Genomic DNA, 24,612 nt, shown 5'->3' with positions numbered 1-24,612 from the left:
TCTATCTTCCCAACCACGGCAGTGGGTTAACCGCCTGTCCCTGACGACGGATTTCGAAATAGAGCGACGGCGTTCCCTGGCCGCCGCTGGTGCCGACCAGAGCGATCGGCTGGCCGGCGCGCACCTGCGCCCCGACGTTGACCAACGCGCTTTGGTTGTAGCCGTACACGCTCATGTCGCCTTTACCGTGTTCGACCACCACCATCAGGCCATAGCCTTGCAGCCAGTCGGCCAGCAGCACGCGGCCATCGGCGACGGCTTTCACTTCGCTGCCTTCGCGGGCTTCGATCACCATGCCTTTCCAGCGTAGCTCGCCCTGCTGCTGTTCGCCAAAGCCGTGCAGCGTGCGGCCGCGCACCGGCCACATCAGCTGGCCGGCCGGACGACCGAGGCCGCCGGTTCGCGCCATCAGCGAGCGATCGGCTTCGCTAGGTTTGTAGGTCGTGCCGGTTTTCTTCGCCTGCTGCTCCTTGATGCGCACCTGTTCGCGCACCTTGGCCGCTTCACGCGCTTCGCGTTCGGCGCGCGCACGGGCTTCGCGCTCCGCCCGAGCGATCTTGTCGCGCATGCGGGCTTCGTTCTGGCGCAGTTCCACCAGGCGTTGTTGGTCTTTTTCCAGCGAGGCTTCCAGCGCGGTCAGCGTTTTCTTGCGGGCGCCACGCGCCTGCTCCAGCTTCTGCTGCTGCGTCTGTTGCTCGCCCAGTAAGGATTTTTGCTGGCCCTGTTTGGCCACCAGCGTGGTTTTTTGCTTCGCCAGCTCGGCGCGGGTCTGCTTCAGCTCTTCGATGGTTTTCTGACGCGCTTCGTTCAGATAGCCGAAATAGGCCAGAATACGTTCGCTGCGCTGGCTTTCTTCACCGCTGAGGATCAGCTGCACGGCGCTGTGCTGCCCTTGCCGGAAAGCGGCGTCGAGCTGTTTGGCGAGGAGGTTTTGTTGGGTCGATTGCTGCTTTTGCAGTTTGGCTATCGAGGCGTTCAGGCCGGAAATGTCTTTGCCCAGCTGGGTGAGCGTGCCCTGGGTGTCGCGCAACTGGCGGCTGGCCTGGGCGATGGTTTTTTCCTGCTGACGCAGCTGATCCTGCAGCGAGCTGCGCTGCTGTTGCTGCTGCTTCACCGCTTTTTCTTTCTCGGCGATGCTCTGCTGGATGTCTTTCAGCTGGGATTTATTGTCTTCCGCCGCCTGGCCGGCGAGCGGCAACAGCAAGACGCCAGCGCAAAATACGCTGGCGCACATGGCGGTGAACGTCCTTGGCGCGGTGCGTTCAGGCAGCGGTCGGCTGCCTGCGTTTGCGCTTCGGGTTACCCTTGATAGTGCAAAAAACGCCTTCTCCCTCATGGAGAAGGATTATTCCACGATGAACAGCGGCTTACCAGTCATCTCTTGCGGGATTTCCATTCCCATCAGCGTTAACAGGGTTGGCGCGATGTCCGAAAGCTTGCCGCCTTCGACCGCCCGCGCCGGTTTGCCGACGTAAATCAGCGGTACCGGCAGGCTGGTGTGGGCGGTATGCGCCTGGCCGGTGGCCGGATCGCGCATCTGCTCGGCGTTGCCGTGATCGGCGGTGATCAGCAGCTGGCCGTCGACGTCGCGCACCGCGTCAACCACCTGGGCGATGCAGGCATCCAGCGTCTCCACCGCTTTGACCGCTGCTTCATACACGCCGGTATGCCCCACCATGTCGCCGTTCGGGTAGTTGCAGATAATGGCGTCGTATTTGCCGCTGCGGATGGCGCTCAGCAGTTTGTCGGTCAGCTCGGCGGCGCTCATCTCCGGCTGCAGATCGTAGGTGGCGACCTTCGGCGAATTGACCAGCACGCGGTCTTCCCCTTTGAACGGCGCTTCCACGCCGCCGTTATAGAAGAAGGTGACGTGGGCGTATTTTTCGGTTTCCGAGATGCGCAGCTGGGTTTTGTCGTGCTTCATCAGCCATTCGCCGAAGGTGTTGGCCAGCGACGCCGGCGGATAGGCGCAGGCGGTCGCGATGTCGGCGGCGTATTCGGTCAGCATCACGAAATCGCCGAACTGTACCTGCTTGGCGCGTGGGAAACCGTCGAAATCCGCGTTCACGAAGGCGCGGGTGATCTGGCGCGCGCGGTCGGCGCGGAAGTTCATGAAGATCAACGCGTCGCCGTCCTGCATTGCGGCATCAGCCTCACCGGCGGTGCGGATCACGGTCGGTCTGACGAACTCGTCGTTTTCACCGCGCTGATAAGCGGCCTGCAGGCCGGCCATCGCATCCTCGGCCACGGCGTCGCCTTTGGCCGCGGTCAGCAGGTCATAGGCCAGCTGCACGCGATCCCAGCGGTTGTCGCGGTCCATCGCGTAGTAGCGGCCGATCAGCGAGGCGATGCGCCCGACGCCCAACGCGGCGAAGGCGTCACGGCAGCGTTGCAGCGGGGCTTCGGCGCTGCGCGGCGGCGTGTCGCGCCCGTCGAGGAAGGCATGCAGATAAACGGCTTTGGCGCCGCGTTGGGCGGCTAGCTTGATCATGGCCAGGATGTGCTCGTCGTGGCTGTGCACGCCGCCCGGCGACAGCAGGCCCATGATATGCACCGCCTTGTCGGCCGCTACGGCCTTATCGACGGCGGCGGTCAGCACCGGGTTGGCGAAGAAGTCGCCGTCGGCGATCGCTTTGTCCAGCCGGGTCAGATCCTGGTACACGATGCGCCCGGCACCCAGATTGACGTGGCCGACTTCGGAGTTGCCCATTTGGCCGTCGGGCAGGCCGACATCCAGCCCGGAAGCGGCGATCAGCGTATGCGGCTGCTCCCGCCACAGGCGATCCATCACCGGGGTGCCGGCGTTCAGGATCGCGTTGTCCTGCCGCTCTTCACGATGGCCGTAACCGTCCAGGATCACCAGTACCATCGGTTTTTTGTTGCTCGACATTGCATTGACCTCTTATGAACTTTTTAAGCTGCGAATAGCCATGCGCCCGCCGCAGGCATGGCTATTCACCCTCGAAAAACCGGCTGATTTTACACCGCCGGCGGCGATAAATAGCCCAAAGAGATCAAGGTTGCGGCGAATCGCGCGGGCTTTTATGCTCTGACGTCGGGAATTTCTCAGCGCAGCCCGCAGTTTCTACAATCGCGCTTGCTTATTGGCTGTATTTGCCGCACTCGGCAGGTATACTCTGGAACCTTGACTTATTTATCCCTTAACTGACGGGAGTTGTTACACCCCATGCTGCAAGAAATTATGCCATTCGTAAGCAGACACCCTATTCTGAGCCTGGCTTGGATCGCTCTGCTGGTCGCCGTGATCGTCATGACCTTCAAAAGCCGTTTCTCCAAGGTTAAAGAGATCGCCCGCGGTGAAGCTATTCGCCTGATCAACAAAGAAGAAGCCGTGGTGGTCGACACCCGCAGCCGCGACGATTTCCGCCGTGGTCACCTGGCCAACGCCATCAACCTGACCGCCAGCGAAATCAAAAACGGCAGCCTGGGCGAGCTGGAAAAACACAAAGCGCAGCCGATCATCGTCGTGTGCGCCAACGGCACCGCCTCCCGCGAGCCGGCGGAGAACCTGAGCAAGGCCGGTTTTGAAAAGGTAACTATGCTGAAAGACGGCATTTCCGGCTGGAGCGGAGAAAACCTGCCGCTGGTGCGCGGTAAGTAACCGTTTAACCTATTTGAGGTGGCAATCCATGGCTAACATTGATATCTACACCAAAGCGACCTGTCCGTTCTGCCATCGCGCCAAGGCGCTGTTGAACAGCAAGGGCGCGGCGTTTAACGAGATCGCCATCGACGGCGATAACGCCAAGCGCGAAGTGATGATCGAGCGCAGCGGGCGCACCACGGTGCCGCAGATTTTCATCGACGGCCGGCATATCGGCGGCTGCGATGATTTATATGAACTCGATGCTCGCGGCGGCCTGGATCCGCTGCTTTAAGCAGCTTGCCGGTTCACCGAGTGTCAATAAGGACGTTTAACCAAGGGTATTACTCACATGTCAGAACAAAACAGCACCGAAATGGCTTTCCAGATCCAACGTATTTATACCAAGGACATCTCCTTCGAAGCGCCGAACGCGCCGCAGGTTTTCCAGCAGGAATGGCAGCCGGAAGTTAAACTTGATCTGGATACCGCGTCCAGCCAGCTGGCTGACGAAGTGTATGAAGTGGTACTGCGCGTAACCGTGACGGCGAGCCTGGGCGAAGAAACTGCGTTCCTGTGCGAAGTGCAACAGGCGGGCATCTTCTCGGTAGCAGGCATCGAAGGCACGCAGCTGGCGCATTGCCTGGGTGCATACTGCCCGAACATCCTGTTCCCGTATGCGCGCGAGTGCATCACCAGCCTGGTTTCCCGCGGTACATTCCCGCAGCTGAACCTGGCACCGGTCAACTTTGACGCGCTGTTCATGAACTATCTGCAGCAGCAGGCGGAAGGCGAAGGTGCCGCACCACATCAGGATGCCTGATGAACACCGTCAATGCTTCAATGACTGTCATCGGTGCCGGCTCGTACGGCACCGCATTGGCCATTACGCTGGCGCGTAACGGCCACTCCGTGGTGCTGTGGGGGCACAACCCCGCGCAAATTCAAACGTTGCAGCAAGATCGCTGCAATCAGGCGTTTCTGCCCGACGTTCCCTTCCCCGACACCCTGCTGCTTGAAGCCGATTTGGCGCGTGCGCTGGCGGCCAGCCGCGACGTGCTGGTGGTGGTGCCGAGCCACGTGTTCGGCGACGTGCTGCGCCAGCTGAAGCCGCATCTGCGCCCGGACGCCCGTATCGTGTGGGCCACCAAGGGGCTGGAAGCGGAAACCGGTCGGTTGCTGCAGGACGTGGCGCGTGAGGCGTTGGGCGAGACGATCCCGCTGGCGGTGCTCTCCGGGCCGACGTTCGCCAAAGAGCTGGCTGCCGGCCTGCCGACGGCGATCGCGCTGGCGGCGACCGATGCGCAGTTCGCCGACGATCTGCAACAGCTGCTGCACTGCGGCAAGAGCTTCCGTGTCTATAGCAATCCCGACTTCATCGGCGTGCAGCTTGGCGGCGCGGTGAAGAACGTGATCGCCATCGGCGCCGGCATGTCCGACGGCATCGGTTTCGGCGCCAACGCCCGCACTGCGTTGATTACACGCGGGCTGGCGGAAATGAGCCGTCTGGGTTCTGCGCTCGGCGCCGATCCTTCGACGTTCATGGGCATGGCGGGGCTGGGGGATCTGGTGCTAACCTGCACGGACAACCAATCGCGCAACCGCCGCTTCGGCATTATGCTGGGGCAGGGCAAAGGCGTGCAGGAAGCGCAGGACAGCATCGGCCAGGTGGTCGAGGGCTATCGAAATACCAAAGAGGTGTTGGCGCTGGCGCAGCGGCACGGCGTGGAAATGCCGATCACCGAACAGATTTATCAGGTGCTTTACTGCCATAAAGACGCCCGCGAAGCGGCGCTGAGCCTGCTGGGGCGAGCCCGAAAGGACGAAAAACCCAGCGCGTGACATAAAACGATATGCCGGGGCAGCGTGCTGACCCCGCAAATGACCTGGGCCGCTTCGCGCTACCGTGTGAAGCGGCCCGTTTGGCAAGGCAGAGGGGAATGTGATGTCGTCAGAAGAGTTGGAGCAGGTCTGGAACAGCATTAAATCAGAAGCGCGAGCACTGGCTGATTGTGAACCGATGCTGGCCAGCTTTTTCCATGCGACGTTGCTCAAGCACGAGAACCTGGGCAGCGCGCTCAGCTATATGCTGGCCAACAAGCTGGCGACGCCGATCATGCCCGCCATCGCGGTGCGCGAGGTGGTGGAAGAGGCCTACAAGTCCGACAACCAGATGATCGTTTCGGCGGCGCGCGATATCCTTGCGGTGCGGCTGCGCGACCCGGCGGTCGATAAATATTCCACGCCGCTGCTTTACCTGAAAGGGTTCCATGCGCTGCAGGCTTACCGTATCGGTCACTGGCTGTGGCAGCAAGGGCGGCAAGCGCTGGCTATCTACCTGCAAAATCAAATTTCCGTCGCCTTCGGCGTGGACATCCACCCGGCGGCGACCATCGGCTGCGGCATCATGCTCGACCACGCCACCGGCATCGTGATCGGTGAAACGGCGGTGGTGGAGAACAACGTCTCTATCCTGCAGTCGGTCACCCTGGGCGGTACCGGTAAAACCAGCGGCGATCGTCACCCGAAAATTCGCGAAGGGGTGATGATTGGCGCCGGCGCCAAAATTCTCGGCAATATCGAAGTGGGCAAGGGCGCGAAGATCGGAGCGGGCTCGGTGGTCTTGCAGGCGATACCGCCGCACACCACCGCCGCCGGCGTACCGGCGCGCATCGTCGGGCGTCCGGAGAGCGATACGCCGTCGATGGATATGGACCAATACTTCAACGGCACCAATCACGGCTTTGAGTACGGCGACGGCATTTGAGTGCCGTCTGCGCAGCCATTCAGGGGGAGCTTCGGCTCCCCCTGTGTTTTTCAGGCGGCGGTCAGCCCTGTTTCGGGAAGTTGGTGATATCGGTAACGATGTCGTCGATCGCCGCCTTGACGTCATCCGCCGTGACCGGCGTGCTGTCGTTGTTGACGGTTTTGCCGTAAGCCTTGCGTACCACTTCCATCACCGTTTTACCGGTATCCTGGTCGATCAGCTCGCCTTCGATATACAGCGCGGTATTTTGCGTCCGGTGCCCGGTCGCCGCCATGGTGCTGGCAACGACCGCCGCGACCGGTACCACCTCATAGAACTTCATGTCTTCGTTTTCGGCAGAAACGGCGGTGATGGCGAGTTTGGCTACTAACACACGTGAGCCTGCCGGGCTGGGCAGAATGGTGAAGCGGTTCTGCAGCGCGGCTTTAATCCGCTGGGTCGCATACGCCTTGATTTTGTTCAGCGTGTCCTGGCTGACGCGCGTGGTCGGTTTTTCCGCCGGGAAATAGACCACCGGTTGGAAATAGAGGCCGCGGTAGTTGGATTCCTTGTAGTTTGGATCTATCCAGCGCAGCGTTTTATGGCCGCTTGGCGAGGTGGTTTCCTGCAGTTTGCTGTAATCGGACAAGAAGCCCGAATATTGAGACGTTTGGGTGACTTTGGACGAACAGCCCGCCAGCAACAGGCCCGCTGCCAGAACCGCCATGGCAACGCTCAAGCGTTGTTTCTTCATATGGTTTCCTATGATGAGTGGTGATTACCCTTACAAAACATAGCGCATTATCTGTGCCTCATCGGGCATTTTCGGGGCCGGGCGTGCCCTGCCGTGGCCTTTTTTCAGGATCGTGATGCGCCGCCGGTTTTCGCCGCCAGCGCCGGTGATAAGGCGGCGAGTAGGGTATCCGTTCTGGCCAGCGCCTGGCGTTGCTCAACTTGCCATAGGGGCAACAACGGCCAGAGATCCGCCTGATGCTCGGCCTGCAGGCACCAGACCTCCCGATCGTGCCAGTCACCGAGGGCGTTTTGCGCCGCTTTGAGGCCCGCCGTCGCTTCGGCAGAGAGGGAAAGGCGTTGCGGATAGGCTTCGGCGGCATAACGCAGGCGTTTTATCAGCAGCCGCAGACGGTGGCGATCGTAGCCGGTATCGGCCAATGCCCGGCGCAGCTGCCGCTGCTGGCGCTGTAGGCGCCGGTTCAGGCGGTATTTGGCGGTGCGTCGCGCGGTGCGGCGGAAGCGGCGCGGCCAGGCGTGCAACAGCGAGGGAAAGTCGATGAGCTGCGGATGGGCGAGCAGTTGACGGCAGCGAGCCTGAAGATCGCTCCGGCGCACGTTGGCCTGCCAATCGAGGCGATGGCGCGCCAGCTCGGCGCTCAGCACCTCGAGATCGCGTAGCGGCGTCGTGAGCCTGCCCAACTCGGCGGCGGCCCGATCGAGCCGCGTTGCGCCGGGGCAGCCGCGCAACGGGCGCAGCAGGCTGCGAATGCGGCGCAGACAGACGCGCAGGTCGTGCAGCGCTTCGCTGTCTTGCGCCTGCTGCAGCCGCAGCAGCGCCTCGTTCAGCGCCGTCTCGAGGCGGCGAAGCTGGGTGACAATATCCTCGATGAAAGCCATGTGCCGTTCCTGGAAAGAACATCGCAGCGATGATGCCTCCAGTATGGCGCGTCGTCGCGGATTATGCCTTGATCAGCGCGCCGGCATAGTCCAGCTGCCGCCAGGCCTCATACACCACCACCGATACGGCATTCGACAGGTTCATGCTGCGGCTTTGCGCCTGCATCGGGATGCGGATTTTTTGCTGCGCAGGCAGCGCATCGAGGATGTCGGCGGGCAACCCGCGCGTTTCCGGGCCGAACAGCAGATAGTCGCCGGCCTGATAGCTGACGGCGCTGTGCGCCGGCGTGCCTTTGGTGGTCAGGGCAAACAGCCGCTGTGGGTTTTCGGCGGCGAGAAAGGCGGCGTAATCGGCATGGCGGCTGACGCGGGTGAACTCATGGTAGTCCAACCCGGCGCGGCGCAGGCGCTTGTCGTCCCACGGGAATCCCAGCGGTTCGATCAGGTGCAGGTTAAAGCCGGTATTGGCACACAGGCGGATGATATTGCCGGTGTTGGGTGGAATTTCGGGTTCAAATAAAACGATGTTCAGCATGTTGCAGGCCCCTCGTGAACGAGGGGCGCAGGATAGCAAACTCTTACTGTTCTGTCTTAGTCGATAGACGTTGATGATGCATCGGCAGCCACAGCACCAGCCGCAGGCCGCCAAGCGGGCTGTCTTCGGCCTTCACCCAGCCGCGATGCTGGTTGACTGCCGCTTCGACGATCGCCAGGCCGAGGCCGGTGCCGCCGGATTCGCGGTCGCGCGCTTCATCGGTGCGGTAGAACGGACGGAAGATCTGCTCGCGATCTTCGGCGCTGACGCCGGGGCCGTCGTCGTCAACCTGGATGGTCACGCCCTGATTGTCGGCGCTGAACGCCACGGCAATGCGGGTGTGCGAATAACGCAGGGCGTTGCGCACGATGTTTTCCAACGCGCTGTCCAGCGCACTCGCGTTGCCGAACAGCGTCCACGGGCCGGGCGGCGCGGTGATCTCCAACTGCTTGCCCATCTGTTCCGCTTCGAAACGGGCATTGTCCAGCACGTCGGCCCACAGGTCGTTGGCCTTCAGCTGCTCGCGCGCCAGCTCGCCTTTTTGCTGCCCGCGCGACAGCGCCAGCAGATCGTTGATCATCGAATCCAGCCGCTGCGCTTCGGTTTCGATGCGCGCCAGCTCGTGGCCTTCACCATGGCGGCGACGCATCAACGCGGTGGCCAGCTGCAGGCGCGTCAGCGGCGTGCGCAGCTCGTGCGAGATGTCCGAGATCAGCCGTTGCTGTGCGTTCATCATGCGCTCCAGCGCGCTGACCATCTGGTTGAAGCTGGCGCCGGTGGCCAGAAACTCCTGCGGGCCGGCCTCCAGTTCCGGATGCTGCTTCAGGTTGCCACGCGCCACGTCATCGGCGGCGTTCTTCAGCTTGCGTGCCGGTTTCGCCAGGCTCCAGGCCAGCCACAGCAGCAGCGGGGCGCTGATCAGCATGGTGACGATCAGCAGCAGCAGCGGCCGGTCGAACATCAGGTTGATGAAATCGGATTGCGGGCTGTTGGCGGGGCGGATCAGGTACAGCTGGTAGTTGTCTTCGCCGTCGCGCACCGCGAACGGCCCGACCAGCTCGACGCGACCGTACTTTTTCTTCTTCGGATGATCTGAATTATCGGATTGGCCGATGAAGTTGCGGACGATCTGCATTTCATTGCGCTGCGCGCCGATCACCCGGCCTTCGCTGGTGACCAGCAGCAGGCGTTGGCCCGGCGGCGCCCATTTGTCGATGGCGCGGAACAGGCGGCGCCACCACATCAGATCGTTGGCCGGATCGTTTTGCAACTCGGCCTCGACGTGCTGTTCCAGCATCAACCCCTGCCGCTGCTCGCTGTCGAGCAGCGAGGTCATTTGGCGGGAGTCGAGCTTGGGCACCATCAGCACCAACATTAGCACCAGGGCTAACGTGAACCAGAAAATGGCGAAGATGCGTGCCGTCAAACTGTTGATCATGTTGCAGATACCATCAAATAACCCCGCCCGCGCAGGGTTTTGAACCACGGATGCCCGTCTTTGCGATCCGGCAGCTTACGCCGCAGGTTGGAAATGTGCATGTCGATGGCGCGATCGAACGGGGTCAGGCGTTTGCCCAGCACTTCCTGGCTCAGCAGTTCGCGCGACACCACCTGGCCGAGATGCTGCGCCAGCAGGTAAAGCAGGGTGAATTCGGTGCCGGTCAGATCCAGTACCTGACCGTCGAAGCTGGCCTCCTGGCGGCCGGGGTTGAGCTGCAGGCCATCGACATCCAGCGTCGGGGCGCCGCTGTCGACCTGCTGCTGCTGTTCGCTCCAGTTGGAACGGCGCAGAATGGCGCGAATGCGCGCGACCAGTTCGCGATCGTTAAAGGGTTTCGGCAGGTAATCATCGGCGCCCAGCTCCAGGCCCAGCACGCGGTCCAGTTCGCTGCCGCGCGCGGTCAGCATGATGACCGGCGTTTGGTGATGTTGGCGCAGTTCTTTCAGCGTATCGATGCCGTTTTTCTTCGGCATCATGATATCGAGCAGCAGCAGATCGACGGAGCTGTCCAGCAGCGACAACGCCTGCTCGCCATCGTGCGCGACGACGATATTAAAACCTTCCATTTCAAGCAGTTCTTTTAACAGCGAGGTCAACTCGCGGTCGTCGTCAACTAACAGAATCTTGTTCATTATGATTTACCTCCAGACGCAAAATACGTCATCAACTGTTGCCATTCCATGACTTTACGTAGTTTTACATGCACTGACGCAGGTTTTCAGGTGTAGCGGTACACTGCTCCTCGTTGATTCGCAAAGTGAGAAAGCTTGAGGAGTTGAAATGCGTAAGGTGACCGCATTAGTTATGGCATCACTGCTGGCAATTGGTTCGACCGCTGCCTTCGCTGCCGACACTATACCGGACACAGCCCAACCTCCCGGCAACGACGCGATGACCCGAATACCCGGCCAGCACCATATGTTCGACGGTGTCAGCCTCAGCGAACAGCAGCGCCAGCAAATGCGCGATTTGATGCGCCAGGCCCGGCACGATCTGCCTGGTGTCAATGTAGCTGAAATGGAAGCCATGCATAAACTGGTGACCGCAGAGAAATTTGACGAAGCCGCCGTGTATGCCCAGGCGGAAAAGATGGCCCAACAGCAGGTCAAGCGCCAGGTCGAAATGGCCCGGGTGCGCAACCAAATGTATAACCTGCTGACGCCAGAGCAAAAAAGTGTTTTAGACCAGAAACATCAGCAGCGTATGCAGCAGATGGAGCAACAAATTTCTGGTTTGCAGCAAGCTTCTGCCCAGAAGTGAAGTACGACTGAGTAGTCCCCTGTTTTTCCTTGCCATAGACACCATCCCTGTCTTCCCCGCCATGATGGCGGGGTTTTTTTTATCCGACATTTCGCTATATTGAGCGCCACACCTTTTGACCGGGATCCCTTCATGGAACAGCGCTATGCACGCCTGGTAAAGTCCGCTGCGTTGGCCGCTACCGCGCTGGCGTCGTCGCTGCTGTTGATCAAAATCGTCGCCTGGTACCACACCGGTTCGGTCAGCCTGCTGGCGGCGCTGGTGGATTCGCTGGTCGATATTGCCGCCTCGCTGACCAACCTTCTGGTGGTGCGCTATTCGCTGCAGCCGGCCGATGCCGAGCACACCTTTGGCCACGGCAAAGCGGAATCGCTGGCGGCGCTGGCGCAAAGCATGTTTATTTCCGGCTCCGCCCTGTTTCTGTTCCTCACCGGCTTCCAGCATTTGTATGCGCCGCAAACGCTGCGCGATCCCGGCGTCGGGATCGTCGTGACGGTGATCGCGTTGATCAGCACCCTGATTCTGGTCACCTATCAACGTTGGGTGGTCAGAAAAACGCGCAGCCAGGCGGTGCGCGCAGATATGCTGCATTATCAGTCAGATGTCATGATGAATGGTGCTATTCTTATCGCTCTTGGGCTAAGCTGGTACGGCTTCCAGCGGGCGGACGCGCTGTTCGCGCTGGGCATCGGCGTTTACATCCTGTATAGCGCGCTGCGCATGGGCTACGAAGCGGTGCAGTCGCTGCTGGATCGGGCGTTGCCGGATGACGAACGCCAGGCGATTATCGAGGTGGTTTCCTCTTGGCCCGGGGTGAAAGGCGCGCACGATCTGCGCACGCGGCAGTCGGGGCCGACGCGTTTCATCCAGCTGCATCTGGAGATGGAAGACACGCTGCCGCTGCGTGAGGCGCATCGGTTGGCCGATCAGGTGGAACAGGCGTTGCGGCACCGTTTTGCGGGGGCAGACGTCATCATTCACCTGGATCCGTGCTCCGTGGTGCCACCGGGTAGGCAGGGGCATTGGGAGCTATAATCAGATAGAGGCATAGATCGAAGTATTATCATGAATATCTGAGTTAGCTCAGCGTGCCATGCGGTATTTTTACCGTTATATTGCGTGACTTGAATCAATTCAGCTGGGTGTTTTTGATATAATATCCAGCAATAAGCCGTAAAGCTGGTTTTCTGCAGCCGGAGAGGTTTCAAGACGATCGGCGGAGACAGAATTCTTAAGAAATTGCATCTACACAGTTCAGAGGTAGTCATGATCAAGAAAATCGGTGTACTGACGAGCGGCGGTGATTCGCCGGGTATGAACGCTGCAATCCGCGGCGTTGTGCGTTCTGCGCTTTCAGAAGGTCTGGAAGTTTTTGGTATTTACGATGGCTACCTTGGCTTGTACGAAGATCGCATGGAGCAGCTGGACCGCTATAGCGTGTCCGACATGATCAACCGCGGCGGCACCTTCCTCGGCTCGGCCCGCTTCCCGGAGTTCAGGGATGAAAACGTGCGCGCCAAGGCGATTGAAAACCTGAAGAATCGCGGCATCGACGCGCTGGTGGTGATCGGCGGCGACGGTTCCTACATGGGCGCCAAACGCCTGACGGAAGAAGGCTTCCCGTGCATCGGTCTGCCGGGCACCATCGATAACGACGTTGCCGGTACCGACTACACCATCGGTTACTTCACCGCGCTGGAAACCGTGGTGGAAGCGATCGACCGCCTGCGCGATACCTCCTCTTCGCACCAGCGTATCTCCATCGTGGAAGTGATGGGCCGTTACTGCGGCGATCTGACGCTGGCGGCGGCGATTGCCGGCGGTTGCGAATTCATCGTGCTGCCTGAAATCGAATTCAACCGCGAAGACCTGGTGTGCGAAATCAAGGCCGGTATCGCCAAGGGTAAAAAACACGCCATCGTGGCGATCACCGAGCACATCTGCGATATCGATGAGCTGGCGCGCCACATCGAGCAGGAAACCAAGCGTGAAACTCGCGCTACCGTGTTGGGCCACATTCAACGCGGCGGTTCGCCGGTTGCCTACGACCGCATCCTGGCCTCGCGCATGGGCGCCTACGCCATCGAGCTGCTGCTGCAGGGTTACGGCGGCCGCTGCGTCGGTATCCAGAACGAAAAAATGGTGCATCACGACATCATCGACGCGATCGAAAACATGAAGCGTCCGTTCAAGGGTGACTGGCTGGAAACGGCGAAAAAACTGTACTGATATGCCGCTCACCGCACGACAAAAAAGCCTCCGCTCGCGGGGGCTTTTTTATGCCCGTCGGCGATATATTCCGGAATCATCTATCCCAAAATTTTTTATTCTTTAATTGCCGGGAAAGTTTCTGGCAGGCTCTGATGCTAAATCAACCGATTGAGGTTGCGCTTAATTTTCTGGGAGAGCCTGTCGATGCGTAAATGGGGTGTTGGTCTGACATTGGTGCTGTTGGCGTCCGGCGCCATGGCGAAGGATATTCAACTGCTGAACGTGTCATACGATCCGACGCGTGAGTTCTATCAGGCTTACAACACGGCATTCAGCAAGCACTATCAGGCGGAAACCGGCGACAAGGTGACGGTGCGCCAGTCGCATGGCGGCTCCGGCAAACAGGCGACCTCGGTGATCAACGGCATCGAGGCCGACGTGGTGACGCTGGCGTTGGCCTATGACGTCGACGCCATCGCCGAACGCGGGCGTATCGAGAAAGACTGGATCAAACGCCTGCCGGACAACTCGGCGCCTTACACCTCGACCATCGTCTTCCTGGTGCGCAAAGGCAACCCGAAACAGATTCACGACTGGCCCGATTTGCTCAAGCCGGGTGTGTCGGTGATCACCCCGAACCCGAAAACCTCCGGCGGTGCCCGCTGGAACTACCTGGCCGCCTGGGGCTACGCGTTGCACCACAACAACAACGATAAGGCCAAGGCGCAGGACTTCGTCAAAAACCTGTACAAGAACGTCGAAGTGTTAGATTCCGGCGCGCGCGGCGCGACCAACACCTTTGTTGAGCGCGGTATCGGCGATGTGCTGATCGCCTGGGAAAACGAAGCGTTGTTGGCGGAGAAAGAACTGGGCAAAGACAAGTTCGAGATTATCACCCCGAGTGAATCGATCCTGGCCGAACCGACGGTGTCGGTAGTGGATAAGGTGGTCGATAAACGCGGTACCCGCAACGTGGCGACCGCCTACCTGAAGTATCTGTATTCGCCGGAAGGGCAGACCATCGCGGCACAGCACTATTACCGTCCGCGCGATGCGGCGGTGGCGGCCAAGTTTGCCGGGCAGTTCCCGCAGCTGAAGCTGTTTACCGTGGATGACACCTTCGGCGGCTGGACCGAAGCGCAGAAGGTGCACTTCGCCACCGGCGGTGTGTTCGACGAGATAAGCAAACGCTGATGCCGTCTGAGCGGCAATAAAAAACCCCGGCAAGCCGGGGTTTTTTTATGGCAAGCCTAAGGTAATCAGGCTTTTTTCGCTGCGGCAGCGGCTTTGACGATCACGGCGAAAGCGTCGGCTTTCAGCGAAGCGCCGCCAACCAGCGCGCCGTCGATGTCCGGCTGAGAGAACAGCTCTGCGGCGTTCTTGTCGTTCACCGAACCGCCGTACTGGATGATGATTTCAGCGGCAACCGCGGCATCGTGTTTGGCGATGTGGTCACGGATAAATTTGTGCACGGCCTGCGCCTGCGCAGGGGTAGCGGACTTGCCGGTACCGATGGCCCAGACCGGCTCATAGGCGATCACGGTGCCTTTCATCGCCGGTGCGCCCAGTGTTTTCAGCACGGCGTCGATCTGGCGCGCACACACTTCTTCAGTTTTGCCCGCAGCGTTTTCCGCTTCGGTTTCACCGATGCACAGTACCGGGATCAGGCCGGCTTCTTTCAGCACGGCGAATTTCTCGGCGATGACTTCGTCGCTCTCTTTGTGGTAGGTGCGACGCTCGGAGTGGCCGATGATGATGTATTGGGCGCCGACGTCTTTCAGCATGTTGGCGGAAACTTCACCGGTGAAGGCGCCGGACAGGTTAACGTCCACGTTCTGCGCGCCCAGCGCGATGCGGCTGCCGGCCAGCGCGTGCTTGGCCTGATCCAGATACATCACCGGCGGGGCGATGGCGACGCCACAGCCGTCAACGCTGCTCAGCTCATTGCGCAGGCCGGCGATCAGTTCGTTGACCATGTGGGTGCTGCCGTTAAGCTTCCAGTTACCCATAACTAATGGATGACGCATGTTTTTTCCTCCAACTAGAAAACGCGAGAGTCGAAATGACAACTGCCGGACCGGCAGTTTACCTGCCCAACAGTATAGAGATCATTAAGCGCGAAGGCTTTGCTTTTCGTCATTAAATGCCGCGCCGTTACGGCTCGGAAAGCGCCAGCTTAATCGGTTCAACCGCGAAGGTTACGCCTTTATCGCCGTTGTCCGAGACGACATAGCGAATGGCGCCGACCTGCTGTTGGTAAAAGCGCGACCCTTTGCCTTTTTCCAGCAGGCTGTTCACCTTGTTCTGGCTCTGTTCCACCGTCAACGCCGGTTCGAACTGGCGCATCAGCGCCGCCATGTAGCTGATGGCGATGGCGCGCGCGGCTTTTTCTTCATTGGCCTGCTGCAGCGGCAGGTGAGTGATCTGCAACGTTTTGATTTTACCGGTGCCTTTCTCCAGCGCGGTGGAGGCGTACAGGTTTTCGTTGAGTTTGCTGGCGGCGCGCGTCAGCAGCGGCGAATCGTCTTCGGCGGCGGGAATGGCGCGGAATTCGCCAATCGGCAGCTTCGGGTTATCGCGGTTGTATTTTTCGCGGAATTTGACCACCGTCAGATCGAACGTCGGTGCCCCGGCCAGCAGGTAAGGTGCGGCGGGCGTCGCATCGGCGGGCGGCGGATCGGCCCAGGCGCTGGCGGCCACCTGAAGCAGGCAGGCGATGACGAGGGTTTTTCTCAGCATGGCGTATGGCATCAAGGACAAAGATGGCTCCGATTAAAGCGATAACCCGCGGGGCTTGTCAAAGATCCCACGCCATTATCGGTTCGCTGACGAGAAAGCTGTGCGGCGCACCGCGTTATGCGAGGCGGAAAACTCGGCCCGGCAGCGCCTATGTTACACTGCGGCGCAGAATATGGGCAGGCTTAGAGCGCAGGAATCGATGACGTTACAACAGTGGTGTTTTTCTTTTAAGGGCCGCATCGGGCGGCGCGACTTCTGGATTTGGATGGGGCTGTGGTTGGCGCTGATGGCGGCGGCGTTTACGCTGGCCAATTATCAGCTGGTCGCCATCCAATCCATCGCCTTCTTTATCGTGGCGCTGCTGTGGCCGACGGCGGCGGTGCTGGTCAAGCGCCTGCACGATCGCAACAAGGCCGGCTGGTGGGCGCTGCTGCTGATCCTGGCGTGGATGCTGGCGGCGGGGAACTGGCAGATGCTGGCGCCGATCTGGCAATGGGGCGTCGGGCGTTTCATTCCGACGCTGATTATCGTGATGATGATGATCGATCTGGGGGCCTTCGTCGGCACGCCGGGAGATAACCGGTTCGGCCCGGAAGCCGAACCGGTGAAGTTCCGCTGACCCTCGCCGGGTTACCAGTAGTGTTCGCTGGTGATGTGGCCCGGCTTGCGACGCAGGTGCTTGCGCATCTGGCGGTGGTCTTTCAGCGTTTGCTGGGTGTCCCGCACCATTTGCGGGTTGCCGCACAGCATCACGTGGCTGGTTTCGGCGTCGATAGTCAAACCGATCGCCGCTTCCAGCCGTCCGTCCTCGATCAGCGCCGGTACGCGGCCGGTCAATGAGCCGGGCGCCTCTTCGCGGCTGACGACGGTCTGGATGCGCAGCTTGCCGTTGTAGCGTTGCTGCAGTTGCTGCATCAGCGGCAGGTAGCTCAGGTCACGCGCAAAGCGCGCGGCATGCACCAGCACCAGGTTGTTGAAGAGCTCCAGGCCGGCGCCCTGCTGCAGAATCGATAAATAGGGGCCGATGGCGGTGCCGGTCGCCAGCATCCACAGCGTATCGCAGTCGGGCACCTCGTCCAGCACGAAGAAGCCGGCCGCTTCTTTGGTTACCATCACGTCCGAGCCCGGCTGCAGCTGACTGAGGCGCGGGCTCAGCTTGCCTTCCGGCACGGTGACCAGATAGAACTCCAGATTGGCGTCGTCGGGGGCATTGACGTAGGAGTAGGCGCGTTGCACCCGTTCGCCGTCGATCTCCAGCGCCAGCTTGGCAAATTGCCCGGCGGTGAAAGGATCGATGGGGGCATTGACCACCAGGCTGAACAGCCCGTCGGTCCATTGTTTTACCTGCGTAACCTTGCCGTTTACCCATTCAGCCATACTCTAAAGCTCCCGTGGTCGAATCAAATAAGCACAATGTCGTGAGCCGGAAATGGCGTGCGCGGTGCGCTCTACCCGGTAGTCGTTGCCGAACAGGCGGTGAAACAGCTGCAGCTCGGAATTGCACAGGCTGCTGCAGCTGGAACCGGCCACGCCGATCGGGCAGTGGTTTTCCACCAACAGCGCGCCGTGCGGGTGGTCGAACAATTCGGCCATGTAACCGTCGTGTTGCCGCAGGCGCACCAGGCGGGCTAACCGGTCCTGATGGCTGCGCTCGGCGGACAGCTCTTCGGCATAACGCAGATAAAGCTGCTCTTCGCGCGCGTTGAGCAACGGCTCCACCCCGGCGCCGCCAAACAGCTGCAGCGCGGATGCCCGCAGCCGCTCCTGATCGGCGGCGGCAAAGGCGTGCCCTCGCTCGGTCAGCGACCAGTAGCGCGTCGGGCGGCCGACCTTGCTGCGCGCTTCTTCGTAACAAACCAACTCACGTTTTTCCAGGGATTGCAGATGTTGTCGGATGCCCATCGGCGTAATGTCCAGACGCTCCGCCAGCATTTTGGCCGAGTGCGGGCCGAGAGCCTTTAACTGCAATAAAATCAGCTCAGGTGTTTTCATGAACCAAATCCCTATGGTGTTATTTTATTTCAAGTTGATGAAAAGAATTATCGATTAAATGCTAAAGCGCGGCTACTGCAAGGGCGCTATTTTTAACTCCAAAGCGTTAGACGTACAGTTTAATTTACGAGCCTGGTCGGGTTTGCTGCCAGTGTGACCTGGATCAATATCTGCCTGAAACTCGCTAAAAAAATCAGATTTGATTAGTTTATGCCGCCATAGAGGGCTGCTCGCCGTTCTGGCTGCTGCAACGGCCATACCGGGACGCTGTGACGGGTTGAAACGTTAACGAAGATAATGAGAAAACTAGAGAATTTTCACCTGCTGGTGATGCTTATCCTGTTGGTCGCCGTCGGCCAGATGGCGCAAACCATTTATGTTCCCGTGATTGCTGATATCGCCCACGATCTGTCGGTTCGCACCGGCGCCGTGCAACGGGTGATGGCGGCGTATCTGCTGACCTACGGTTTCTCCCAGCTGATTTACGGTCCGATATCGGACCGTATCGGACGTCGTCCGGTGATCCTGACCGGCATGATGATCTTCCTGGTCGGTGCGCTGGGCGCGCTGCTGTCCACCAACCTGACGATGCTGGTCGCCGCCAGCGCGATTCAGGGCATGGGCACCGGCGTGGCGGGCGTGATGGCGCGCACCATGCCGCGCGATCTGTATGCCGGCACCGCGCTGCGCTACGCCAATAGCCTGTTGAACATGGGGATTCTGGTTAGCCCGCTGCTGGCGCCGGTGATCGGCGGCGCATTGGCAATGGTGTTCGGCTGGCGCGCCTGTTATGCCTTCCTGTTGGCGCTGTGCGCCTGCGTCGCCTTCGCCATGTTTCGCTGGTTGCCGGAGACCCGCCCGGTGCAGACGGAAAAACGCCGCATGCTGGCCAGTTTTCGCCAGCTGCTGGGCGACAGCACCTTCAGCTGCTATCTGGTGATGCTGATCGGCGCGCTGGCGGGGATTGCGGTATTCGAGGCCAGCTGTGGCGTGTTGATGGGCGGCGTATTGGGGCTGAGCGGTCTGACCGTCAGCATCCTGTTCATTCTGCCGATCCCGGCGGCGTTTTTCGGCGCCTGGTACGCCGGGCGCGACGGCAAGACCTTCCACACCCTGATGTGGCATTCGGTGATTAGCTGCCTGCTGGCGGGGGCGATGATGTGGATCCCGGGCTGGTTCGGCGTGATGAACATCTGGACGCTGATCGTGCCGGCCGCGCTGTTCTTCTTCGGCGCCGGCATGCTGTTCCCGCTGGCGACCACCGGGGCGATGGAGCCGTTCCCTTACCTGGCCGGCGCGGCGGGCGCGTTGGTGGGCGGCATGCAGAACATGGGATCGGGGCTCGCGACCTGGCTTTCCGCCATGCTGCCGCAAACCGGGCAGTTCAGCCTCGGATTGCTGATGTTCGCGATGGCGCTGCTGATCCTGCTGTGCTGGTGGCCGCTGTCCAACCGGATGCAACATCAGGGGCATACCGCATAACCCTCTTCCTGAACCGGCGCAGGCCTTAGTCTTGCAAGACGACTAAGGTCCTGCCGCCGGTTTGACCCAGGTTATTACTGCGCTGAGGCGATCGGTATACACTTTACCGACAGTATTTTTCCGGGTTATTCGCTATGTCATCACTGCAGTGCATTCAACGTGTTCCCGTCGGCTTCTTTGGGATGGTTCTGGGGGTTTTCGGCCTCGGCAGCGCCTGGCGATACGCCGCCACGCTCGGCTATGGGCCCGGCTGGCTGGGTGAGTCGCTCATCTTTCTCGGCAGTGCTATCTGGCTGGCGTTGGCGCTGATCTATCTCTGCCGCTGCCTGATTGACCCACGCGCGGTGCGTGACGAGTTTCGCAGCAACACTCAGTTCAGTTTTATCAGCTTGCTTCCGGCAGGCGGCGTGTTGGTGTCCATCGGTCTGCACCCCTATTGCCTGCCGCTGGCGAATGGGCTGATGGTCGCGGGCTCCGTCGGCCAGCTCATCTTCTCGGCCTGGCGCTGTGCGCCGTTGTGGCGCGGCGAGTTCGCGTCGGAGGCCACGACGCCGGGATTCTACCTGCCGACGGTGGCCGCTAACTTTATCTGCGCGATGGCGTTTGGCACCGCCGGCCACCCTGATATCGGCATGATGTTTCTTGGCGCCGGTTTGATTTCATGGCTGACCCTCGAACCCGCCATCATCCACCGTCTGCGCACCAAGGCCGCGCTGCCGGCCGCCGCCCGCGGCGTTATCGGTATTCAGCTGGCTCCGGCCTTTGTCGCCTGCTACGCGTGGTTATGCGTCAATGGCAACGACTTCGATACGTTCGCCTTAATCCTGTTGGGCTACGGCCTGCTGCAGCTGTTTTTTATGTTCCGGTTGGTGCGTTGGTTTTTTGCCGGTGGCTTCAGCCCGGGCATGTGGGCTTTCTCGTTCGGCTTATCGGCGATGGCGAACGCGTCGCTGCGGTTGTTGCAGAGCCAGCGCGGGGCAGATATGCAAGTGCTGGCCAGGGGGCTGTTCGCGTTGGCTAACCTGCTGCTCGTCGGCCTGATGGTGAAGACGCTGTGGCTGCTGTTGCGTGGGAAACTGCTGCCCGCCAAAACGCCGGTGGCGGGATGAACCCGCCCTCAGCGGCTGCTGGGGGCGGTCTCTTGTCGGCTTACAGCAAAAACTCGTGCAGCGCCGGGTCTTTGCGATCCAGATAGTGGGTCGAACGGATGCGGCGGATGGTGCGCGACTTGCCGCGGATCAGCAGGGTTTCGGTCGTGGCCATGTTGCCCTGGCGGCTGATACCCTCCAGCAGATCGCCCTTGGTGATGCCGGTGGCGGAGAAGATCACGTTGTCGTTGCGCGCCATCTGGTCCATGCGCAGCACCTGACCGGCCTCGATACCCATTTCCCGGCAGCGTGTCAGTTCCTGTTCGCCGATGCGGCGGTTCTCGGCGCTGTCGCCTTTCACCTCATGGCGCGGCAGCAAACGCGCCTGCATGTCGCCGTCCAGCGCGCGGATCACCGCGGCTGAGATCACCCCTTCCGGCGCGCCGCCGATGCCATACATCACATCGACCTCGCTTTCCGGCATGCAGGTGAGAATGGAGGCCGCCACGTCGCCGTCAGGAATGGCGAACACCCGCACGCCCAACTGCTGCATCTGCGCGATGACGCCGTCGTGGCGCGGTTTGGCCAAGACGATCACCGTCAGCTGCGACAGCGGTTTGCCCAGCCGTGCGGCGACGTTCTGCAGGTTCTCCGCCAGCGGCAGGTCGAGATCGATGGCGCCGCGCGCCGCCGGGCCGACCACCAGCTTCTCCATGTACATGTCCGGCGCGTGCAGGAAGGTGCCGCGATCGCCCACCGCCAAGACCGCCAGCGCATTCGACTGGCCCATGGCGGTCATGCGGGTGCCTTCGATCGGATCGACAGCGATGTCGACCGCGTCGCCCTGGCCGGTGCCGACCTGTTCGCCGATATACAGCATCGGCGCTTCGTCGATCTCGCCTTCGCCGATCACGATGCGGCCATCGATATCCACTTTGTTGAGCATGATGCGCATGGCGTGGACCGCCGCGCCGTCGGCGGCGTTCTTGTCGCCGCGTCCCAGCCATTTGTAGCCCGCCAGCGCGGCGGCTTCGGTAACGCGGGAAAATTCGATGGCTAATTCACGTTTCATGGCAAACCTGTCTGTGAGAAAGGGAAGAAAATATCGGCAAAGTCTATCACAGCGCGGTGGCGGTGGGGCGGGGCAAAAAAAAGCGCCGCCCGCAGGCAGCGCTTGTTGGAGAAACGGCAGCGTCGAGATTACTCGTGATCTTCCCATGCCTGAGCACGAGCCACCGCTTTTTTCCAGCCGCTGTAGCGGTAGTTGCGTTCGGTGGTTTCGATGCTTGGGCGGAATTCGCGCTCAATCACCGCTTTGCTCTTCACTTCATCCAGATCGTTCCAGTAGCCGATGGCCAGGCCCGCCAGGAACGCGGCACCCAGCGCCGTCGATTCACGCACCTCAGGGCGTTCTACGCGGGTGCCGAGGATATCGGACTGGAACTGCATCAGGAAGTTGTTGGCGACCGCGCCACCGTCCACGCGCAGCGATTGCAGGCGGGTGTTGGCGTCGGCCTGCATGGCGTCCAGTACGTCACGGGTCTGGAAGGCGATGGATTCCAGCGTGGCGCGGATGATGTGGTTGCTGTTGGCGCCACGGGTCAGGCCGAAGATGGCGCCGCGGGCATACGGATCCCAGTAAGGGGCGCCCAGGCCGGTAAAGGCCGGCACCACATAGACGCCGTTGCTGTCTTTCACCTTGGTGGCGAAGTATTCGGAGTCGGCGGCGTCGCTGATCAGTTTCAGCTCATCGCGCAGCCACTGGATAGACGCACCGCCGATGAACACCGCGCCTTCCAGCGCATAGTTCACTTCGCCGCGCGGGCCGCAGGCGATGGTGGTCAGCAGGCCATTTTTCGAGCGCACCGCTTCTTTGCCGGTGTTCATCAGCAGGAAGCAGCCGGTGCCGTAGGTGTTCTTCGCCATGCCCGGTTGAACGCACAGCTGGCCGTACAGCGCTGCCTGCTGGTCACCGGCGATACCGGCGATAGGAATACGCGTGCCGCCTTTACCGCCGATGTTGGTCTGGCCGTACACCTCGGAGGAAGGACGGACTTTCGGCAGCATGGCGCGCGGGATATCCAGCACTTCCAGCATGCGCTCATCCCAGTCCAGCTCGTGGATGTTGAACATCATGGTGCGTGAGGCGTTGGTGTAATCGGTAACGTGTACGCGGCCCTGGGTCATTTTCCACACCAGCCAGGTATCGACGGTGCCGAACAGCAGTTCGCCGCGCTTGGCGCGCTCGCGGGCGCCTTCGACGTTGTCCAGGATCCACTTCACCTTGGTGCCGGAGAAGTACGGGTCAACCACCAGGCCGGTGTTGTGACGGATGTACTCTTCCAGGCCGTCGCGCTTGAGCTTCTCGCAGATGTCGGCGGTGCGGCGGCACTGCCAGACGATGGCGTTGTAAATCGGCTTGCCGGTCTCTTTTTCCCAGACGATGGTGGTTTCGCGCTGGTTGGTGATGCCAATGCCGGCGATCTGATCGGAACTGATGTCGGCTTTCGCCAGCACTTCTACCAGCGTCGAGCTTTGCGACGCCCAGATCTCCATCGGGTCGTGCTCAACCCAGCCGGCCTTTGGATAGATCTGCGGGAATTCGCGCTGCGATACCGCAACGATGTTGGCGTCGTGATCGAGCACGACGGCGCGTGAACTGGTGGTCCCTTGGTCGAGTGCGACAATGTATTTTTTTTCTACAGTCATGGTAATTATCCTGCTGTTGTTAACCGTGTAAAACTGCACCCATCACGCTTTGCGCTGCTGGGTCTTGGCATCAGGCTCTTCTTCCGTCACGCAGACGTCGCACGGCAGGTGGCGGCCAATCAGCGCGCGGTAACCGAAAGCGCCCAGGCCACAGCCGACGATAGGGGCGAAGATCGGCACCAGGAAGTACGGGATGTCCCGTGCGCCGGTGAAGGCGACTTTGCCCCAGCCGGCCAGGTAGGCAAACAGTTTCGGCCCGAAGTCACGCGCCGGGTTCAACGCAAAGCCGGTCAATGGTCCCATGGAGGCGCCGATCACGGCAATCAGAATACCGATCAGCAGCGGGGCCAGCGGGCCGCGCGGAATGCCGTTGCCGTCGTCGGTCAGCGCCAGGATCAGGCACATCAGAATGGCGGCGATCACCGTTTCTACCAGGAAGGCCTGGCCGACGGAGATGTGCGCGTTAGGGTAAGTCGAGAAGATGCCCGCCAGTTCGAGGCTTTCGTTGCTGCCGCGCACCATGTGGTGAGCCGCTTCAAAGTCGAAGAACAGGGTGTAGTACAGCCCATAGACCAGGGCAGCGGCGCAGAAGGCACCGGCGACCTGTGCAATGATGTAAGGCACCACTTTGCGCCCGTCGAAGCAGGCGAACAGCCACAGAGCGAGGGTGACCGCAGGGTTGAGATGCGCGCCGGAAATGGCGGCGGTCAGATAGATGGCCATGGCGACGCCCAGGCCCCAAATGATGCTGATTTCCCACTGGCCGAAGCTGGCGCCCGCCAGTTTCAGCGCGGCAACGCAGCCTACGCCAAAGAAGATCAGCAGCGCCGTGCCGAGGAACTCGGCGATGCACTGGCCTTTTAATGTCGGACTGGTGGTTTGGCTCATAATGTTGTTGTCCTGCAAAACGGCGGTTGTTGGTTTATAGGCTCAGTTGGGTATACATCCGGCCTATGGGCACAGTTTTTTTCATCTCGTCCAATTATTGAATAAGGACGTGATGTAAATTTATCGTTAACGAACATAAACGAGAAATAGCGAAATCAAAATGTGTGTGGCGCGTCATAAAATTGAGCGATTTCGCGTCGTTTAGTGTTCTTTCTGAGCCATAAA

At 60.6% G+C, this 24,612-nt stretch carries 26 protein-coding genes; 12 read left to right on the top strand and 14 right to left on the bottom strand.

The features are described from left to right. Position 1: 1 nt before the first annotated feature. Together envC and gpmM are read right to left on the bottom strand one after the other, a co-directional pair. Complete coding sequence (gene envC / locus ACUXAC_RS24465; RefSeq protein WP_049201812.1) at positions 2–1,336, bottom strand: murein hydrolase activator EnvC; 1,335 nt, start codon at positions 1,334–1,336, stop codon at positions 2–4. A gap of 9 nt (positions 1,337–1,345) precedes the next feature. Then, positions 1,346–2,890 carry a 2,3-bisphosphoglycerate-independent phosphoglycerate mutase gene (gpmM, locus tag ACUXAC_RS24460; protein ID WP_387445483.1) on the bottom strand — a complete coding sequence of 515 codons (1,545 nt, stop codon included), beginning with the start codon at positions 2,888–2,890 and terminating at the stop codon, positions 1,346–1,348. Positions 2,891–3,187: 297 nt separating this feature from the next. On the opposite strand from gpmM, the gene ACUXAC_RS24455 reads away from it, so the two are divergent. From ACUXAC_RS24455 to cysE, 5 genes are all read left to right on the top strand, one after another. After that, on the top strand, positions 3,188–3,622 hold the full coding sequence (locus tag ACUXAC_RS24455) for a rhodanese-like domain-containing protein (RefSeq protein WP_038872623.1): 435 nt from the start codon (positions 3,188–3,190) through the stop codon (positions 3,620–3,622). A 28-nt stretch (positions 3,623–3,650) separates the two neighbouring features. Next, complete coding sequence (gene grxC, locus ACUXAC_RS24450) at positions 3,651–3,899, top strand: glutaredoxin 3 (RefSeq protein ID WP_004931142.1); 249 nt, start codon at positions 3,651–3,653, stop codon at positions 3,897–3,899. Positions 3,900–3,956: 57 nt separating this feature from the next. Then, positions 3,957–4,427, top strand: a complete 471-nt coding sequence (secB, locus tag ACUXAC_RS24445; RefSeq protein WP_025304678.1) for a protein-export chaperone SecB — start codon at positions 3,957–3,959, stop codon at positions 4,425–4,427. Beyond that, the gene (gpsA, locus tag ACUXAC_RS24440; protein ID WP_038872626.1) at positions 4,427–5,446 is read left to right on the top strand and encodes an NAD(P)H-dependent glycerol-3-phosphate dehydrogenase; all 1,020 of its coding nucleotides are present in this window, start codon (positions 4,427–4,429) and stop codon (positions 5,444–5,446) included. Before secB ends, gpsA begins: the two co-directional genes overlap by 1 nt. A gap of 103 nt (positions 5,447–5,549) precedes the next feature. After that, positions 5,550–6,371, top strand: coding sequence for a serine O-acetyltransferase (gene cysE, locus ACUXAC_RS24435; RefSeq protein WP_004931135.1), 822 nt, complete (start codon positions 5,550–5,552; stop codon positions 6,369–6,371). 61 nt (positions 6,372–6,432) lie between these two features. Here cysE and ACUXAC_RS24430 read toward each other — a convergent pair whose 3' ends face one another. The 5 genes from ACUXAC_RS24430 to cpxR all read right to left on the bottom strand — a co-directional run bounded on the left by ACUXAC_RS24430 (position 6,433) and on the right by cpxR (position 10,650). Beyond that, positions 6,433–7,104 (bottom strand): DUF3313 domain-containing protein, encoded by a 672-nt coding sequence (locus tag ACUXAC_RS24430; protein ID WP_038872629.1) that lies wholly within the window; start codon positions 7,102–7,104, stop codon positions 6,433–6,435. Between the two features lie 104 nt (positions 7,105–7,208). Next, entirely contained in the window at positions 7,209–7,982 is a 774-nt protein-coding gene (locus ACUXAC_RS24425) for a CHAD domain-containing protein (protein WP_387445489.1), read from the bottom strand. A 61-nt stretch (positions 7,983–8,043) separates the two neighbouring features. Beyond that, a complete protein-coding gene (gene trmL / locus ACUXAC_RS24420) occupies positions 8,044–8,517 on the bottom strand; it encodes a tRNA (uridine(34)/cytosine(34)/5-carboxymethylaminomethyluridine(34)-2'-O)-methyltransferase TrmL (RefSeq protein WP_004931130.1) in 474 nt (157 codons plus the stop codon). A gap of 43 nt (positions 8,518–8,560) precedes the next feature. Then, positions 8,561–9,955 carry an envelope stress sensor histidine kinase CpxA gene (gene cpxA, locus ACUXAC_RS24415; protein WP_387445492.1) on the bottom strand — a complete coding sequence of 465 codons (1,395 nt, stop codon included), beginning with the start codon at positions 9,953–9,955 and terminating at the stop codon, positions 8,561–8,563. After that, a complete protein-coding gene (cpxR, locus tag ACUXAC_RS24410; protein ID WP_004931124.1) occupies positions 9,952–10,650 on the bottom strand; it encodes an envelope stress response regulator transcription factor CpxR in 699 nt (232 codons plus the stop codon). The genes cpxA and cpxR overlap by 4 nt, the downstream gene beginning before the upstream one ends. A gap of 148 nt (positions 10,651–10,798) precedes the next feature. On the opposite strand from cpxR, the gene cpxP reads away from it, so the two are divergent. The 4 genes from cpxP (at position 10,799) to ACUXAC_RS24390 (ending at position 14,683) form a co-directional block, all read left to right on the top strand. After that, positions 10,799–11,278 (top strand): cell-envelope stress modulator CpxP, encoded by a 480-nt coding sequence (gene cpxP / locus ACUXAC_RS24405; RefSeq protein ID WP_004931122.1) that lies wholly within the window; start codon positions 10,799–10,801, stop codon positions 11,276–11,278. Positions 11,279–11,410: 132 nt separating this feature from the next. Next, positions 11,411–12,313 carry a CDF family cation-efflux transporter FieF gene (gene fieF / locus ACUXAC_RS24400; protein ID WP_033649885.1) on the top strand — a complete coding sequence of 301 codons (903 nt, stop codon included), beginning with the start codon at positions 11,411–11,413 and terminating at the stop codon, positions 12,311–12,313. Positions 12,314–12,544: 231 nt separating this feature from the next. Continuing rightward, positions 12,545–13,507, top strand: a complete 963-nt coding sequence (gene pfkA / locus ACUXAC_RS24395; RefSeq protein WP_004931116.1) for a 6-phosphofructokinase — start codon at positions 12,545–12,547, stop codon at positions 13,505–13,507. Between the two features lie 186 nt (positions 13,508–13,693). Next, positions 13,694–14,683 (top strand): sulfate ABC transporter substrate-binding protein, encoded by a 990-nt coding sequence (locus ACUXAC_RS24390; RefSeq protein WP_060424973.1) that lies wholly within the window; start codon positions 13,694–13,696, stop codon positions 14,681–14,683. Between the two features lie 65 nt (positions 14,684–14,748). Here ACUXAC_RS24390 and tpiA read toward each other — a convergent pair whose 3' ends face one another. Together tpiA and ACUXAC_RS24380 are read right to left on the bottom strand one after the other, a co-directional pair. Continuing rightward, on the bottom strand, positions 14,749–15,516 hold the full coding sequence (tpiA, locus tag ACUXAC_RS24385) for a triose-phosphate isomerase (protein WP_004931113.1): 768 nt from the start codon (positions 15,514–15,516) through the stop codon (positions 14,749–14,751). A gap of 127 nt (positions 15,517–15,643) precedes the next feature. Next, positions 15,644–16,228: a DUF1454 family protein gene (locus ACUXAC_RS24380; protein ID WP_047729614.1), complete on the bottom strand. Its 585-nt coding sequence runs from the start codon at positions 16,226–16,228 to the stop codon at positions 15,644–15,646. Positions 16,229–16,427: 199 nt separating this feature from the next. Between ACUXAC_RS24380 and ACUXAC_RS24375 the strand changes: the two genes are divergently transcribed. Continuing rightward, complete coding sequence (locus ACUXAC_RS24375; protein ID WP_047729615.1) at positions 16,428–16,847, top strand: DUF805 domain-containing protein; 420 nt, start codon at positions 16,428–16,430, stop codon at positions 16,845–16,847. An 11-nt stretch (positions 16,848–16,858) separates the two neighbouring features. Here the strand turns inward: ACUXAC_RS24375 and fpr are convergent, their stop codons facing one another. Then, entirely contained in the window at positions 16,859–17,605 is a 747-nt protein-coding gene (gene fpr, locus ACUXAC_RS24370) for a ferredoxin--NADP(+) reductase (RefSeq protein ID WP_387445499.1), read from the bottom strand. Positions 17,606–17,608: 3 nt separating this feature from the next. Continuing rightward, complete coding sequence (locus ACUXAC_RS24365; protein WP_047729617.1) at positions 17,609–18,220, bottom strand: helix-turn-helix transcriptional regulator; 612 nt, start codon at positions 18,218–18,220, stop codon at positions 17,609–17,611. A gap of 297 nt (positions 18,221–18,517) precedes the next feature. Between ACUXAC_RS24365 and emrD the strand changes: the two genes are divergently transcribed. Together emrD and tehA are read left to right on the top strand one after the other, a co-directional pair. Then, a complete protein-coding gene (gene emrD, locus ACUXAC_RS24360) occupies positions 18,518–19,702 on the top strand; it encodes a multidrug efflux MFS transporter EmrD (RefSeq protein WP_004931102.1) in 1,185 nt (394 codons plus the stop codon). A gap of 134 nt (positions 19,703–19,836) precedes the next feature. After that, on the top strand, positions 19,837–20,811 hold the full coding sequence (tehA, locus tag ACUXAC_RS24355; protein ID WP_454266929.1) for a dicarboxylate transporter/tellurite-resistance protein TehA: 975 nt from the start codon (positions 19,837–19,839) through the stop codon (positions 20,809–20,811). A gap of 40 nt (positions 20,812–20,851) precedes the next feature. On the opposite strand, the gene glpX is transcribed toward tehA, so the two are convergent. The 3 genes from glpX to ACUXAC_RS24340 all read right to left on the bottom strand — a co-directional run bounded on the left by glpX (position 20,852) and on the right by ACUXAC_RS24340 (position 24,387). After that, positions 20,852–21,862 carry a class II fructose-bisphosphatase gene (gene glpX / locus ACUXAC_RS24350; RefSeq protein WP_070913792.1) on the bottom strand — a complete coding sequence of 337 codons (1,011 nt, stop codon included), beginning with the start codon at positions 21,860–21,862 and terminating at the stop codon, positions 20,852–20,854. A gap of 128 nt (positions 21,863–21,990) precedes the next feature. Continuing rightward, on the bottom strand, positions 21,991–23,499 hold the full coding sequence (glpK, locus tag ACUXAC_RS24345; RefSeq protein WP_019452234.1) for a glycerol kinase GlpK: 1,509 nt from the start codon (positions 23,497–23,499) through the stop codon (positions 21,991–21,993). A gap of 42 nt (positions 23,500–23,541) precedes the next feature. Continuing rightward, on the bottom strand, positions 23,542–24,387 hold the full coding sequence (locus ACUXAC_RS24340; protein WP_387445507.1) for an MIP/aquaporin family protein: 846 nt from the start codon (positions 24,385–24,387) through the stop codon (positions 23,542–23,544). Between the last annotated feature and the right edge of the window lie 225 nt (positions 24,388–24,612).

The sequence above is a fragment of the Serratia sp. 121840015-1 genome, assembly GCF_053627655.1.
This window is presented reverse-complemented; position numbering and strand designations above follow the sequence as displayed.

Coding starts and splice junctions, on each gene's coding strand:
- ACUXAC_RS24425 (WP_387445489.1), bottom strand. CDS start 7,982: ATGGCTTTCATCGAGGATATTGTCACCCAGCTTCGCCGCCTCGAGACG.
- fpr (WP_387445499.1), bottom strand. CDS start 17,605: ATGGCTGAATGGGTAAACGGCAAGGTTACGCAGGTAAAACAATGGACC.
- cpxR (WP_004931124.1), bottom strand. CDS start 10,650: ATGAACAAGATTCTGTTAGTTGACGACGACCGCGAGTTGACCTCGCTG.
- glpK (WP_019452234.1), bottom strand. CDS start 23,499: ATGACTGTAGAAAAAAAATACATTGTCGCACTCGACCAAGGGACCACC.
- trmL (WP_004931130.1), bottom strand. CDS start 8,517: ATGCTGAACATCGTTTTATTTGAACCCGAAATTCCACCCAACACCGGC.
- cysE (WP_004931135.1), top strand. CDS start 5,550: ATGTCGTCAGAAGAGTTGGAGCAGGTCTGGAACAGCATTAAATCAGAA.
- envC (WP_049201812.1), bottom strand. CDS start 1,336: ATGAGGGAGAAGGCGTTTTTTGCACTATCAAGGGTAACCCGAAGCGCA.
- gpsA (WP_038872626.1), top strand. CDS start 4,427: ATGAACACCGTCAATGCTTCAATGACTGTCATCGGTGCCGGCTCGTAC.
- cpxA (WP_387445492.1), bottom strand. CDS start 9,955: ATGATCAACAGTTTGACGGCACGCATCTTCGCCATTTTCTGGTTCACG.
- ACUXAC_RS24390 (WP_060424973.1), top strand. CDS start 13,694: ATGCGTAAATGGGGTGTTGGTCTGACATTGGTGCTGTTGGCGTCCGGC.
- emrD (WP_004931102.1), top strand. CDS start 18,518: ATGAGAAAACTAGAGAATTTTCACCTGCTGGTGATGCTTATCCTGTTG.
- fieF (WP_033649885.1), top strand. CDS start 11,411: ATGGAACAGCGCTATGCACGCCTGGTAAAGTCCGCTGCGTTGGCCGCT.
- ACUXAC_RS24375 (WP_047729615.1), top strand. CDS start 16,428: ATGACGTTACAACAGTGGTGTTTTTCTTTTAAGGGCCGCATCGGGCGG.
- ACUXAC_RS24365 (WP_047729617.1), bottom strand. CDS start 18,220: ATGAAAACACCTGAGCTGATTTTATTGCAGTTAAAGGCTCTCGGCCCG.
- tehA (WP_454266929.1), top strand. CDS start 19,837: ATGTCATCACTGCAGTGCATTCAACGTGTTCCCGTCGGCTTCTTTGGG.
- gpmM (WP_387445483.1), bottom strand. CDS start 2,890: ATGTCGAGCAACAAAAAACCGATGGTACTGGTGATCCTGGACGGTTAC.
- cpxP (WP_004931122.1), top strand. CDS start 10,799: ATGCGTAAGGTGACCGCATTAGTTATGGCATCACTGCTGGCAATTGGT.
- ACUXAC_RS24340 (WP_387445507.1), bottom strand. CDS start 24,387: ATGAGCCAAACCACCAGTCCGACATTAAAAGGCCAGTGCATCGCCGAG.
- ACUXAC_RS24380 (WP_047729614.1), bottom strand. CDS start 16,228: ATGCTGAGAAAAACCCTCGTCATCGCCTGCCTGCTTCAGGTGGCCGCC.
- secB (WP_025304678.1), top strand. CDS start 3,957: ATGTCAGAACAAAACAGCACCGAAATGGCTTTCCAGATCCAACGTATT.
- ACUXAC_RS24430 (WP_038872629.1), bottom strand. CDS start 7,104: ATGAAGAAACAACGCTTGAGCGTTGCCATGGCGGTTCTGGCAGCGGGC.
- grxC (WP_004931142.1), top strand. CDS start 3,651: ATGGCTAACATTGATATCTACACCAAAGCGACCTGTCCGTTCTGCCAT.
- ACUXAC_RS24455 (WP_038872623.1), top strand. CDS start 3,188: ATGCTGCAAGAAATTATGCCATTCGTAAGCAGACACCCTATTCTGAGC.
- pfkA (WP_004931116.1), top strand. CDS start 12,545: ATGATCAAGAAAATCGGTGTACTGACGAGCGGCGGTGATTCGCCGGGT.
- glpX (WP_070913792.1), bottom strand. CDS start 21,862: ATGAAACGTGAATTAGCCATCGAATTTTCCCGCGTTACCGAAGCCGCC.
- tpiA (WP_004931113.1), bottom strand. CDS start 15,516: ATGCGTCATCCATTAGTTATGGGTAACTGGAAGCTTAACGGCAGCACC.